This window comes from Pseudomonas sp. FIP_A4, assembly GCF_036701605.1.
GTDB lineage: Bacteria > Pseudomonadota > Gammaproteobacteria > Pseudomonadales > Pseudomonadaceae > Stutzerimonas > Stutzerimonas phenolilytica.
In genome coordinates this window covers 290,989-304,711 of the sequence record NZ_JAYDXP010000126.1, presented here as the reverse complement: position 1 = coordinate 304,711, position 13,723 = coordinate 290,989, and the positions used below count along the sequence as shown (strand labels likewise).

Annotated in this window: 12 protein-coding genes; 5 read left to right on the top strand and 7 right to left on the bottom strand. The window is 63.4% G+C overall.

From position 1 onward, the window contains the following. Window positions 1-4 precede the first annotated feature (4 nt). Window positions 5-1,540 (bottom strand): threonine ammonia-lyase, biosynthetic, encoded by a 1,536-nt coding sequence (gene ilvA, locus U8L64_RS14610; protein ID WP_333398133.1) that lies wholly within the window; start codon window positions 1,538-1,540, stop codon window positions 5-7. 145 nt (window positions 1,541-1,685) lie between these two features. Between ilvA and rpiA the strand changes: the two genes are divergently transcribed. Together rpiA and U8L64_RS14600 are read left to right on the top strand one after the other, a co-directional pair. Continuing rightward, window positions 1,686-2,357 (top strand): ribose-5-phosphate isomerase RpiA, encoded by a 672-nt coding sequence (gene rpiA, locus U8L64_RS14605; RefSeq protein ID WP_102829054.1) that lies wholly within the window; start codon window positions 1,686-1,688, stop codon window positions 2,355-2,357. 86 nt (window positions 2,358-2,443) lie between these two features. Further along, window positions 2,444-2,791 (top strand): YegP family protein, encoded by a 348-nt coding sequence (locus U8L64_RS14600; RefSeq protein WP_237263844.1) that lies wholly within the window; start codon window positions 2,444-2,446, stop codon window positions 2,789-2,791. 10 nt (window positions 2,792-2,801) lie between these two features. Here U8L64_RS14600 and U8L64_RS14595 read toward each other — a convergent pair whose 3' ends face one another. The 4 genes from U8L64_RS14595 to U8L64_RS14580 all read right to left on the bottom strand — a co-directional run bounded on the left by U8L64_RS14595 (window position 2,802) and on the right by U8L64_RS14580 (window position 6,941). Continuing rightward, a complete protein-coding gene (locus U8L64_RS14595) occupies window positions 2,802-3,710 on the bottom strand; it encodes an SdiA-regulated domain-containing protein (protein ID WP_333398132.1) in 909 nt (302 codons plus the stop codon). A 71-nt stretch (window positions 3,711-3,781) separates the two neighbouring features. Then, window positions 3,782-4,696: an SdiA-regulated domain-containing protein gene (locus U8L64_RS14590; RefSeq protein WP_333398131.1), complete on the bottom strand. Its 915-nt coding sequence runs from the start codon at window positions 4,694-4,696 to the stop codon at window positions 3,782-3,784. Window positions 4,697-4,784: 88 nt separating this feature from the next. Beyond that, window positions 4,785-5,450: a fumarylacetoacetate hydrolase family protein gene (locus U8L64_RS14585; protein WP_054094400.1), complete on the bottom strand. Its 666-nt coding sequence runs from the start codon at window positions 5,448-5,450 to the stop codon at window positions 4,785-4,787. A gap of 96 nt (window positions 5,451-5,546) precedes the next feature. Beyond that, entirely contained in the window at window positions 5,547-6,941 is a 1,395-nt protein-coding gene (locus tag U8L64_RS14580) for an FAD-binding oxidoreductase (RefSeq protein ID WP_043297842.1), read from the bottom strand. A 197-nt stretch (window positions 6,942-7,138) separates the two neighbouring features. On the opposite strand from U8L64_RS14580, the gene serA reads away from it, so the two are divergent. From serA to U8L64_RS14565, 3 genes are all read left to right on the top strand, one after another. After that, the gene (gene serA, locus U8L64_RS14575) at window positions 7,139-8,368 is read left to right on the top strand and encodes a phosphoglycerate dehydrogenase (RefSeq protein ID WP_054094495.1); all 1,230 of its coding nucleotides are present in this window, start codon (window positions 7,139-7,141) and stop codon (window positions 8,366-8,368) included. A gap of 242 nt (window positions 8,369-8,610) precedes the next feature. Next, window positions 8,611-10,545, top strand: a complete 1,935-nt coding sequence (locus U8L64_RS14570) for a putative nucleotidyltransferase substrate binding domain-containing protein (protein WP_043297841.1) — start codon at window positions 8,611-8,613, stop codon at window positions 10,543-10,545. 7 nt (window positions 10,546-10,552) lie between these two features. Next, on the top strand, window positions 10,553-11,260 hold the full coding sequence (locus U8L64_RS14565) for a 3'-5' exonuclease (protein WP_273526829.1): 708 nt from the start codon (window positions 10,553-10,555) through the stop codon (window positions 11,258-11,260). A gap of 81 nt (window positions 11,261-11,341) precedes the next feature. Here the strand turns inward: U8L64_RS14565 and U8L64_RS14560 are convergent, their stop codons facing one another. Then, entirely contained in the window at window positions 11,342-11,857 is a 516-nt protein-coding gene (locus tag U8L64_RS14560; RefSeq protein ID WP_156716094.1) for a hypothetical protein, read from the bottom strand. 95 nt (window positions 11,858-11,952) lie between these two features. Further along, entirely contained in the window at window positions 11,953-13,722 is a 1,770-nt protein-coding gene (locus tag U8L64_RS14555) for a sodium:solute symporter family protein (protein WP_043297838.1), read from the bottom strand. Between the last annotated feature and the right edge of the window lies 1 nt (window position 13,723).

The window sequence follows — 13,723 nt, the reverse complement described above, 5'->3', positions numbered from 1 at the left end:
TCGATCAGCCGAGGAATAGCCGATAGGCCGGGTTGTCGCTTTCATCCCAGTAGCGATAGCCGATTTTTTCCAGTGCCGCCGGCACCAGATGGCGCTCCTCGGTCGGCACCTGCAGACCGGCGACGACACGGCCATCGGCGGCGCCGTGATTGCGGTAATGGAACATCGAGATGTTCCAGCGCCCGCCCAGCTTGTTGAGGAAGTTGAACAGCGCGCCGGGACGCTCAGGGAACTCGAAACGCAGCACCATCTCGTCGCTCACCCCCGCCGCATGGCCGCCGACCATATGGCGGATATGCAGCTTGGCCAGCTCGTTGTCGGTCAGGTCGAGCACCGGGAAGCCCTTGTCGCGCAGTCCCTCGACCAGCGCCGCGCGCGGGTCGTTCTCCGGATGGGTCTGCACACCGACGAAGATGTGCGCCTCGCCATTGGTGTGGTAGCGATAGTTGAATTCGGTGATCTGCCGCTTGCCGATCGCCTCGCAGAAGGCCTTGAAGCTGCCCGGCTGCTCGGGAATGGTGACGGCGATGATCGCCTCGCGCTTCTCGCCCAGCTCGGCGCGCTCGGCGACGTGGCGCAGGCGGTCGAAGTTGACGTTGGCGCCCGAATCGATGCCTACCAGCACCTGACCGCTGACGCCGTCGCGCTCGACGTACTTCTTGATCCCGGCCACGGCCAGAGCACCGGCCGGCTCGGTGATCGAGCGGGTATCGTCGTAGATGTCCTTGATCGCCGCGCAGATCTCGTCGGTGCTGACGGTGATCACCTCGTCGACGTAATGCCTGCAGACATCGAAGGTGTGCTGGCCGATCTGCGCCACCGCGACGCCGTCGGCAAACAGCCCGACCTGCTCGAGCACGACGCGCTCGCCGGCCGCCATGGCCGCCTGCAGACAGTTGGAGTCGTCTGGCTCGACGCCAATCACCTTGGTCTGCGGATACAGGTATTTCACGTATGCCGCGATGCCTGCCACCAGCCCGCCGCCGCCCACCGGCACGAAGATCGCGTCGATCGGCCCTTGGTGCTGACGCAGAATTTCCATCGCCACGGTGCCCTGGCCGGCGATCACGTCGGGATCGTCGTAGGGGTGGATGTAGACCAGCCCTTTCTCCTCGACCAGCTTCAGCGAATAGGCCAGCGCCTCGGGGAACGCATCGCCATGCAGCACCACCTTGCCGCCGCGGGCGCGCACGCCCTGCACTTTCAGCTCCGGCGTGGTCCGCGGCATGACGATGGTGGCCTTGATCCCCAGCTGCTTGGCCGCCAGCGCAACGCCCTGGGCGTGGTTGCCAGCCGATGCAGTGACCACGCCGCGCGCCAGCTCCTCCGGCGACAGCTGCGCCAGTTTGTTATAGGCGCCGCGCACCTTGAAGGAGAACACAGGCTGCAGGTCCTCGCGCTTGAGCAGAATCTGGTTGCCGATACGCTCGGATAGCTGACGGGCGGGTTGCAGCGGAGTTTCGACGGCAACGTCGTAGACGCGCGAGGTGAGGATCTTCTTGACGTAGTGTTCGAGCATTCTGGCTATCTTGGCGGGCATTACGGAGGGATCGGGCGAGTCTACTCCGCGACACCCGCGGCGACCACCGGCAATCGGCCATCCCGGCGCCGGCGCATCCGTCGGGCCAGCCGCCGCCGACTACGGGCTATAATCGACTCCTCGTCAATCCAGCCCCGGACCCTCCATGACCCAGGATCAGCTCAAGCAGGCCGTCGCCCAGGCCGCTGTCGACTACATCGTGCCCAAGCTCAACGACCGCAGCATCGTCGGCGTCGGCACCGGCTCGACCGCCAACTTCTTCATCGATCTGCTGGCCAAGCACAAGGGCTTCTTCGATGGCGCGGTGGCCAGCTCCGAGGCCACCGCCGAGCGCCTGAAGCAGCACGGCATTCCGGTCTACGACCTGAACTCGGTCAGCGAGCTGGAGTTCTACGTCGACGGCGCCGACGAGGCCAACAAGCACCTCGAGCTGATCAAGGGCGGCGGCGCCGCGCTGACCCGCGAGAAGATCGTCGCGGCCGTGGCCAAGACCTTCATCTGCATCGCCGATGGCAGCAAGCTGGTCGAACAGCTCGGCACCTTCCCGCTACCAGTAGAGGTCATTCCGATGGCACGCAGCCATGTCGCCCGCGAGCTGGTGAAGCTTGGCGGCGACCCGGTCTATCGCGACGGCGTGGTGACCGATAACGGCAACGTGATCCTCGACGTGCACAACCTGATGATCGGCTTTGCGCCGGAGCTCGAAGGCAAGATCAACGACATCGTCGGCGTGGTCTGCAACGGACTGTTTGCGATGCGCCCGGCCGATCTGCTGCTGCTCGGCACCGCCAGCGGCGTACAGACGCTGACGCGCTGAAGCGAAGCGGCAGTTTCGCTCGACTGCGGCTACGCTTGTGGATACTGCGCCCGCAACCGGCGCAGCTCGCCACAGGAGGTGTCGCCATGCCCGGCAAGTTCCAGTTGAAGAAAACCGCCAACGGTCAGTTCCATTTCAACCTGCTGGCCAGCAACGGCCAGGTCATTCTCACCAGCGAGCAATACAAAGCTCACGCTTCGGCCGTCAACGGCATCGATTCGGTACGCAAGAACGCCACCCGCGAAGGCGCGTTCGAGATCAAAGAGTCGAGCAGCGGCAAACATTACTTCGTGCTCAAGGCCACCAACGGGCAGATCATCGGCCAGAGCCAGATGTATACCAGCCTGAGCAGCGCCGAACACGGCTGCGAATCGGTGCGCAACCACGCGCCGGACGCGGCGCTGCAAGATGAAAGCGCCGCACCGGTCGCGTGATCCGCAAAGGCTACTTGCGAAACACGTAGAACAGGTTCGGTTCGCTGACCAGGTACAACGTGCCGTCGGCCGACATGGCGATGCCTTCGGCCTGCGGCACGTCTGCTTCGAGCCCATGCTGACCCGCCGTCAGCCGCAGACTGCTGAGCGGCCGCCCGGCCAAATCCAGCTCGACCACCAGCCGCGACTCGTCCGACAGGGCCAGCAGATGACCGCTCGCCTCGTCGTATTGCAGGCTGGAAAGGTCACGCACGAACAGGCCGGCATCGCGCCGGGGATCATCCTGCACGTGCACAGCATAGGGCTCGTTCGGGTCCGAATGCGGGAACCCCTGAATCTCGTAGATCCGCAGCGGGTCACGTTCCTTGGCCACAAAAAGTCGTCGACCAGACGCATCGTAAGCCAACCCTTCGAAACCCTTGTTGCCGTTGCGGCCGATCCCGAGCGACAGCTGCCGGGCACCGCTCGCATCAATCGCCGAGGTTTGCTCGTCGACTTCCACCTGCAGCAGGCGCTGCTCGCGCTCGTCACTTATCACGTAGACGCCACGACTCACATACTCGATGGCCTCGGGATCACCAAATCCCTCCAGGCGGACCGAGCGCAGCAGCCGCCCATCCAGACTCAATTCCAGCAACCGCGGATCGCCATTGGTCACCGCAATCAGACTGTTGCGATCCGGATCGTAGGTGAGCGCGGAGAGGTCATCCTCGACGCCCTCTATCACCTGCGCCTGCACGACCGCACGGTAATCCGGCAGCCATAACGAACGCTCCCGGCGCTGATCTGCATAGTGCCATTGCTGAAATTCGAACCAGGCGCGCTCGGGAAGCTGAAAATGCCAGGCAGTGATAACCGAGATGGAGACCAGCAGAGCGGCCAGGAGAGAAAACGCAACAGATCGCGAGGCTACGTGCATAAGCGGCTTGCTTCCAGACTGAGGTCATCCAGCGTGCCACGCTCTGGCTTACGCCAAGCTGAACGGCATGCTCAGCGCGGACGGCGGCTGAACACGTAGAAGCGATTTGGCTCGCCGACTACATAGATATTGCCTTCACCGTCCATCGCCACCCCCTCGGCCTGCTCGATGCCGTGCACCAGCCCGTTGAGCCCGCCGAACAGGCTGATGAAGCTGCGCGGCCGCCCCCGCAGATCCAGCTCCACCAGCAACCGCGATTCGTCGGAGAGCAGCAGCGTATGGCCGCTGCGCGGATCGATGGTCACCGAGGAGATATCGCGCACCAGCAGCGGTTGACGCGGCAGCGCCTCGAGCACTCCGACACCGCCGTCTTCCCCGGGGAACGGTAGCTCGAACAGGCCCTGCGGGTCGCGCTCCTTGGCCAGCAACAGGCGTTGCGTACGCGGGTTCCAGGCCAGCCCCTCGAAGCCCTTGTTGCCGGCCTCGGCAAAGCCGAGGTCATGCACCGCCAGATCGTCCAGGTCGACGCTTTCGACACCCGGCTCGGGACGAACCACCGCCACCAGCCGGCGGCGCTCGTCAACGATCGCCAGCCGCCCGTCGCCCAGCGCTTCGACAGCCTCCGGATCGGAGAATCCGAGCAGACGTATACGGCGTAGCACCACCCCACCAGGAGTGAACTCAACCAATTGTGGATTTTGCCCAGTGACGGTCCACAACGTGCCCGACAGTGGGTTCCAGGTCAGCCCGGATATCTCATCCTCTTCCAGTCCCAGCAGGGTCGTTTCCAACGCCAGCTCGTAGTCAGGCAACCAGATACTGGCAGCGCGCTGCTCGGCGCCGACCGACTGTTCGCGCCAGTAGAGCCGCAGCTGATCATCCCAGTGCAACAGGTGGCCGGCAGCCAGCACGGCGATCAACACCAGCAACAGAGCGGCCTTGATGGCCAGGCGCCAGCGAGATGAGCGAGCAGGAACGGCGAGCATGGAGAGGATTCCAGCGAAAGGGCCCGCATTACAGCATGGCGGCCGCCGCTGGAAAACGTGGATTACCTCGCACTCGCTCGCCGAAGGATCAGAGCACTCGGCTCTCGAAGCGTGACAGTCCCACCAGCTCCAAGACCAGCTGATCACCGGATTGCAGCGGGCCGACGCCGGCCGGCGTGCCGGTCAGCACCACGTCACCGGGCTGCAGGCTGAAGTGCCCGGCGATGTGCTGCAGCAACGGTAGGATGGCGTTGAGCATCTGGCTGCTGTTGCCATCCTGCCGCACTTCACCGTTGATGCTCAGGCGGATGCCGATGTCGCACAGATCGTCGACGGCACTGGCGGGAACGAAGGGCGCGAGCACGCAGGCGCCATCGAAACTCTTGGCGATCTCCCACGGATGGCCCTTCTCCTTGAGCTTCGCCTGCACGTCACGCAGGGTCAGATCCAGCGCCGGGGCGAAGCCGGAAATCGCGTCGCGCAGCTCCTCCTCGCCCGGCTTGCGCGACAGCGGCTTGCCGATCAGTACGGCAATCTCCGCCTCGTAATGCACCGTGCCGCGATCGGCCGGGATGCTGAAGCCACCCGCCAGCGCCACCGCGCAACTGCCCGGCTTGATGAACAGCAGCGGCTCGCTGGGCACTGGGTTGTTCAGCTCCTTGGCATGCTCGGCGTAGTTGCGGCCGATGCAGACGACCTTGCCCAGGGGATAGTGAATCGGCGTACCGTCGGTGTACTGGTGCTGGTAATTCATGGTTGTCCTCGAACTCGGGGTGGAAACCGCGCAGCGCTTCCACCGGGGTAGCGATCGAGGTGGGCAAGGACCGATAGTCACTTCCCACCCGGCGGGTCAGAGCGGGAAGATTTTCCCGGGGTTCATGATTCCGTTCGGATCGAACACCGCCTTGACCGCCTTCATGTATTCGATTTCCGCCGGCGAGCGGCTGTATTGCAGGTAGTCGCGCTTGGTCATGCCGACACCGTGCTCGGCGGAAATCGAGCCGTTGTACTTCTCGACGGTCTCGAACACCCACTTGTTCACCGCCGCGCACTTGGCGAAGAACTCCTCCTTCGTCAGTGCCTCGGGCTTGAGAATGTTCAGGTGCAGGTTGCCGTCGCCGATGTGACCGTACCAGAGCACCTCGAAATCCGGGTAGTTCTGGCTGACGATGGCGTCGATATCGGCCAGGAAGGCCGGCACTTGGCTCACGGTTACCGAAATATCGTTCTTGTACGGTGTCCAGTGGGAGATGGTTTCGGAGATGTACTCGCGCAACTTCCACAGGTTCTGCAACTGTTGCTCGCTCTGGCTCATCACCCCATCGATCACCCAGCCTTCGTTGACGCAGTGTTCGAAGGTCGCCAGCGCCTGCTCGGCGCGTTCCTCGGTGGTGGCCTCGAATTCCAGGAGTGCGTAGAACGGTGTGCGGGTTTCGAATGGTGCCGGCACGTCGCCGCGGGCGAGGATCTTGTCCAGGCACTTGTCGGAAAAGAACTCGAAGGCGGTCAGGTCCAGCTTGTCCTGGAACGCGTGCAGCACCGGCATGATCGAGTCGAAGTCAGGGGTACCCAGCACCAGCGCCGTAAGGTTGGTCGGCTGACGCTCCAGGCGCATGGTCGCCTCGACGACGAAGCCGAGGGTGCCCTCGGCGCCGATGAACAGCTGACGCAGGTCGTAGCCGGTGGCGTTCTTGACCAGGTCCTTGTTCAGCTCCAGCAGATCGCCCTTGCCGGTCACGACCTTGAGCCCGGCGACCCAGTTGCGCGTCATGCCGTAGCGGATCACCTTGATTCCGCCGGCGTTGGTGCCGATGTTGCCGCCGATCTGGCTGGAGCCGGCCGACGCGAAGTCCACCGGGTAGTACAGGCCCTTGTCCTCGGCGAATTGCTGCAGCTGGGCGGTGATCACCCCGGGCTGGCAGATGGCGGTGCGATCCATCTCGTTGAATTCGAGAATCTGGTTCATGTAGTCGAAGGACACCACCACCTCGCCATTGGCCGCCACGGCGGCGGCCGAAAGCCCGGTGCGCCCGCCCGATGGCACCAGCGCGACCTTGCGGGTGTTGGCCCAGCGCACGATGGCCTGCACCTGTTCGATGCTCTTGGGGAACACGATGGCCGACGGCGCCGGCGCGAAATGCTTGGTCCAGTCCTTGCCGTAGGCGTTCAGCGAATCGACGTCGGTCAGCACCTTGCCGGGCTCTACCAGGGTTTGCAATTCAGCGATCAGGGAGGAGTCGGTCATCGCGGGAACACTCATATGATTCATGGTCACCCTGAGTACGCTTCAGCTCGGAAATGGGTGATTCAGAGGGTGCGTATGCTAGCATACGCACCCCTTCGAAACGTGCCTCGGCAGACTTCCCACACCGCGTGCAGCCGGTGCGGCCAGCCTTCGCTGGACACTTGTCTTCACCTCCGGCCTTAAAGGTTTTAATGCAGATGAGCCAGACTTCACTCGACAAGAGCAAGATCAAGTTCCTTCTTCTCGAAGGTGTCCATCAGAACGCCCTCGACACCTTGAAGGCCGCCGGTTACTCGAACATCGAATACCTCAAGACCGCGCTGACCGGCGACGAGCTGAAGGAAAAGATCGCCGACGCACATTTCATCGGCATCCGCTCGCGCACCCAGCTAACCGAGGAAATCTTCGATGCTGCCAAGAAGCTGATCGCCGTCGGCTGCTTCTGCATCGGCACCAACCAGGTCGACCTCAACGCCGCTCGCGAACGCGGCATCGCGGTGTTCAATGCGCCCTACTCCAACACCCGCTCGGTGGCCGAACTGGTGCTGGCCGAAGCCATCCTGCTGCTGCGCGGCATCCCGGAGAAGAACGCCGCGTGCCACCGCGGCGGCTGGATCAAGTCGGCGGCCAACTCCTTCGAGATCCGCGGCAAGAAGCTGGGCATCATCGGCTACGGCTCCATCGGTACCCAGCTGTCGGTGTTGGCCGAAGCGCTGGGCATGCAAGTGTTCTTCTATGACGTGGTCGCCAAGCTGCCGCTGGGCAACGCCACGCAGATCGGCTCGCTGTACGACTTGCTGGGCATGTGCGACATCGTCTCGCTGCACGTGCCGGAGCTGCCGTCCACCCAGTGGATGATCGGCGAGAAGGAAATCCGCGCCATGAAGAAGGGCGGCATCCTGATCAACGCTGCCCGCGGCACTGTGGTCGAGCTCGACCACCTGGCCGCCGCGATCAAGGACGAACACCTGATCGGCGCCGCCATCGACGTGTTCCCGGTCGAACCCAAGTCCAACGATGAAGAGTTCGTCAGCCCGCTGCGCGGTCTGGATCGCGTGATCCTGACTCCGCACATCGGCGGCTCCACCGCCGAGGCGCAGGCCAATATCGGCCTGGAAGTAGCCGAGAAGCTGGTGCGCTACAGCGACAACGGCACCTCCGTCTCCTCGGTCAACTTCCCCGAAGTGGCGCTGCCATCGCATCCGGGCAAGCATCGCCTGCTGCACATCCACCAGAACATCCCGGGCGTGATGAGCGAGATCAACAAGGTCTTTGCCGACAACGGCATCAACATCGCCGGCCAGTTCCTGCAGACCAACGAGAAGGTCGGCTACGTGGTGATCGACGTCGACAAGGAATACTCCGACCTCGCGCTGGAGAAGCTGCAGCAGGTCAACGGCACCATCCGCAGCCGCGTGCTGTTCTGATCCGCCGCGGCGAAGAATCAGTTCGCCGCCGACCGATCCGATGCCAGTCAGCCCCGCTGACTGGCATTTTTTTTTGCCCCCATCACACACCGAGCGGGCGCAATGCACCACTGCGGCCGAGGCGGAGTCCCAGCCCCTACGCTGATCCCGATCAGTCCCCCCACGCCGTCGGCTGACTAGACTTACGTCCAATGTGCCCGAGTCCGGCCGCAGCCGAACATGAACAAAAACGGAATCCCGCCATGAGCACAGCTGACGCCCTCGCCGCCGCCGGCAAGACCGCCGTCTTGCAGAACATCCACGGCACCATGGAGTTCCTGCGCAAGTTCCCACCGTTCAACCTGATGGAAAAGGCTCACCTCGCCTACCTGGTGGAGAACTGCGAGCTGCGCTTCTATGCCGCCGGCGAGCACATCATCTCGCCCGAAGACGGCGTGGTGCAGCACTTCTACATCGTCAAGCAGGGCCGCGTGCACGGACAGCGTCCGCACAGTGCCAAGCGCGGCAGCGAAACCACCTTCGAGGTGATCGTCGGCGAGTGCTTCCCGATGGCCGCCTTGATGGGCGAGCGCGCCACGCGCACCGCGCATCTGGCCGCTGAGGACACCTTCTGCCTCCTGCTGAACAAGCCGGCCTTCGTCCAGCTGATCTCGATCTCCAGTCCCTTCCGCGATTTCGCTATCCGTGGCGTCAGCAGCCTGCTCGACCTGGTCAACCAGCAGGCGCAAATACGAGCCGTCGAGACCCTGGGCGAGAACTACTCGCTGGAAACCAGCATTGGCGAGCTTGCGGTGCACCATCCGGTCGCCTGCCTGCCGGCCCTGCCGCTGCGCGAGGCCGTGGCACTGATGCAGCAGAACAACGTCGGCAGCATCGTCATCGTCGACGAACAGCAACATCCGCTGGGCATCTTCACGCTGCGCGACCTGCGCCGCGTGATCGGCACCGAGGCCGGCGCACTGAGCGCGGCGATTTCCTGCTACATGACTCACGAACCGTTCCACCTGCCGCCGGAAGCGACCGCCTTCGATGCCGCCATCGCCATGACCGAGCGCCACATCGCCCATGTCTGCGTGGTCGACAACGGCCAGCTGGTGGGCGTGATTTCCGAACGCGACCTGTTCTCCCTGCAGCGCGTCGATCTGGTGCATCTGGCGCAGACCATCGGGCACGCCGACCGAGTCGAAGCGCTGGTGGCGATCCGTGGCCGCATCAAGCAACTGGTCGACAACATGCTCGCGCATGGCGCTTCCTCGACGCAGATCACCCATATCATCACGCTGCTCAACGACCACACCGTGCGGCGGGTGATCGAGCTGGCCATCCGCGACATGGGCGACCCGGGCGTGCCTTTCACCTGGCTGTGCTTTGGCAGCGAAGGTCGCCGCGAGCAGACCCTGCACACCGACCAGGACAACGGCATCCTCTTCGAAGCGGCCGATGCCGCCGAGGCCGCTCTTCGGCGCGGACGGCTGCTGCCGCTGGCCGAACGCATCAACCGCGACCTGGACACCTGCGGTTTCACGCTGTGCCGCGGCAACATCATGGCTGGTAACCCCGAGCTGTGCCTGTCGCGCCAGGAGTGGGGCCGGCGCTTCAGCGCATTCGTGCGCGAAGCGACGCCGGAGAACCTGCTGAGCAGCACTATCTTCTTCGACCTGCGTGCGGTCTGGGGTCCGCAGGAGGGCTGCGAACAATTGCGCCAGGATCTGCTTGCCGAAGTGGCGGACAACCGCATCTTCCAGCGCATGATGGCCGACAACGCCCTGCGTCACCGCCCGCCGGTGGGCCGCTTCCGCGACTTCGTGCTGGCGCGCAAGGGCGACGGCAAAGATACGCTCGACCTCAAGGTCCAGGGATTGACCCCCTTCGTCGACGGCGCCCGGCTTCTGGCGCTGGCCAATGGAATCGGCGAGTGCAACACGCTCGAGCGCCTGCGCCGTCTGGTCGAGAAAGGCATCATCGACGCCAAGGATGGCGCCGCCTACGAAGAGGCCTACCACTTCATCCAGCAGACCCGCATGCAGCATCACCAGCAACAGGCGCGCGACGAGGCGCCCTATTCCAACCGGCTCGACCCGGATACGCTCAACGCACTCGACCGCCGTATCCTGCGCGAATCCTTCCGCCAGGCCCAGCGTCTGCAGACGAGCCTGGCCGTGCGCTATCAGTTGTAGATCCGAGATGAAAATGACCTGGTTCCACCCGCGCGGGCCGAAGCTCACGCTCGATCAGCAGCAACGCCTGGCCAAACTGAAGCGCCCCGCCGCGCTGGACGGAACCCCGCTGCGCGAACAGCGCATGGTGGTACTCGACCTCGAGACCACCGGCCTGCACCTCAAGCGCGACCTGGTCATTTCCATCGGCGCGGTGACCATCGATAACGCGGCGATCGATTTCTCCCAGCAGTTCGAGTGCACACTCAACCGTCAGATCAAGTTCAGCGAAAGTGTGCTGATTCACGGCATCGCGCCCAGCGAGCTGGCCAGCGGCCTGCCACCGGCCGACGCGCTGCTCAGCTTCATGGAATTCGCCGGTGATAGCGTGATCCTTGCATTCCACGCACCGTTCGATGAGCGCATGCTGGGTCGTGCGCTAAAGAAAGAGCTGGGCTACACCCTGCAGAACACCTTTCTCGACGTGGCCGACCTGGCGCCGATGCTATTCCCGCACGCCATGATTCACCGCGGCGGACTCGACCACTGGCTGCAGTACTTCCATATCGACATTCCGCAGCGCCACCATGCCTCCGCCGATGCGCTGGCCACGGCGCAGATCGCCTTGATCCTGATGAGCCGCGCCCGCCGCCTGGGCATCGAACGCATCGATGAGCTGGCTCAGCGCGTCCGCTGCTGGAAGCGCTCGCAGCAGGTCGCGCGACACTCGCTCTGATTTCATCTGCGCGAACAGCCACGCCGGTGCGCACACCTCGCCGCGAGCAGCGCGACTGCTGCTCGTGCGAGTCAGGGAAGTCTATGGCCGGGTGCAGATGGCCTGGTAAAGCGGGGCGTCCGTTTCCAGTTCGGTCAGCGTTTCCATCTTGGCCTCGCCGGCATCGTTCAGCCGGAACATCGCCTTCTCGTTGCAGAGCAATTGGTACTTGCCGCTTTTCACCGTGGATACCAAGTGCTGCTTCTCGAAGCGATACAGGACGAACCGAGCCAGGCGTCCCTGCGCGACGTCCTGAATCTGCACGTTGGTACTGTCGAGCACCGTGTAGGCCAGCGGCATAGGGAACAGCAGCGTCCAGGGCCGCCACAGCATGTGGCCCTCCTCGCTGGAAACCACCACGGAACCCTGTGGCAGGCGGGCCTGCGACGTCTCGAACCAGGTGTACTCGTAGTAGATCGTGTAGCCGAACATGCCCAGCCCGGCAAACACCGGGATGATCCACATAGGCAACCGCTTGCCGGACAGGGAGCGCAGCAGCAACGCAATCCCTGCACCCGCCAAAGCGGCAGCCGCTGCTGCGATGAGATGCCAGAACATAGATCACTTCCTCAAAAAAATCGGGCTTCCAGATGGAAGCCCGATTCTTACTTCAACCTCGCGTCAGCCGCGCTGACGTCCGGCCGCATTATCGTTTAGTGGCCAATCGCCGCGCCAGCACCCTTCGGTGTGCGAACGCTTTCGACCAGGTCCTGGATCTCCCGCGGCGGAGCCTCGGTAGCCATCGACACGGCGTAGGCGACGGCGAAGTTCAGGATCGCACCAACGGCACCGAAGGCCTGCGGGGAAATACCGAACATCCACTCAGCCGGCACGTTGGCGAAGGTGTTGGTGCCCGGGATGAAGAACCAGCCCAGGTACAGGAAGATGTACACGGCAGTGCTCACCACACCGACCAGCATCCCCGCAACCGCACCTTTGCTGTTCACGCGCTTGGAGAAGATCCCCATCATCAGCGCCGGGAACAGGCTGGATGCCGCAAGACCGAACGCCAGCGCCACCACCTGTGCCGCGAAGCCCGGCGGGTTCAGACCCAGCCACGTAGCCAAGATGATCGCACCGGTCATCGAGAGACGAGCGGCAATCATCTCGTTCTTCTCGCTGATTTTCGGATTTATCAACGTCTTGATCAGGTCATGACTGAACGCCGAGGAGATCGCCAGCAGCAGCCCCGCCGCTGTAGACAGCGCAGCAGCGATAGCACCGGCAGCAATCAGACCGACGACCCAGCCCGGCAGGTTGGCGATTTCCGGGTTGGCCAGCACGATGATGTCGTTGTTGACGGTCAGCTCATTGCCGTTCCAGCCGCGCTCCTGCGCAGTCGGAGCAAAGGCAGCGTTGGCGTCGTTGTACATCTGGATCCGACCATCGCTGTTCTTGTCTTCCCACTTGATCAGACCGGTGTCTTCCCAGGTATTGATCCAGTTCGGGCGCTCTTCATAGAGGATCGCCTGTCCTTTCGGGCCATCCGGGTAGACGGTATCTACCAGGTTCAGACGAGCCATCGAGGCCACCGCGGGAGCGGTGAGGTAGAGCAGGGCGATGAAGATCAGCGTCCAGCCAGCCGACCAGCGCGCATCAGCCACCTTCGGTACGGTGAAGAAGCGGATGATCACGTGCGGCAGACCTGCAGTACCGATCATCAGCGACAGGGTGAACAGGATCATGTTCAGCCGGTTATCGGTGTCGGCGGTGTAGGCCGCAAAGCCCAGATCCGTTACCACGGCGTCCAGTTTCTGCAGCAGCGGCAGACCGGTTTCGACGTCGTTACCGATCATGCCCAGCGACGGAATCGGGTTGCCGGTCAGCTGGAAGGCGATGAACACTGCCGGGATGGTATAGGCGATGATCAGCACGACGTACTGCGCCACCTGGGTGTAGGTGATGCCCTTCATGCCGCCGAATACCGCGTAGACGAACACGACCGCTGCAGCGATCCAGATACCGGCCTCGTTGCTCAGCTCCAGGAAGCGCGAGAAGGCAATACCGGCACCAGCCATCTGGCCGATTACGTAGGTCAGGGAGATCAGCAGCAGGCAGAGTACCGCTACCAGACGCGCACCACGGCTGTAGAAACGGTCACCGATGAAATCCGGTACCGTGAACTTGCCGAATTTGCGCAGGTAGGGCGCCAGCAGCATCGCCAGCAGCACGTAGCCGCCGGTCCAGCCCATCAGGTAGACCGAGGTGCCATAACCGCCGAAGGCGATGATGCCGGCCATGGAAATGAACGAGGCCGCAGACATCCAGTCCGCTGCGGTCGCCATACCGTTGGTAACGGGATGGACGCCACCACCGGCGACATAGAACTCCTTGGCGGAACCGGCACGGGCCCAGGCCGCGATACCGAAATAGAGCGCAAAGGACGCGCCCACGAACAGCATGTTTATCCAGTACTGGCTCATG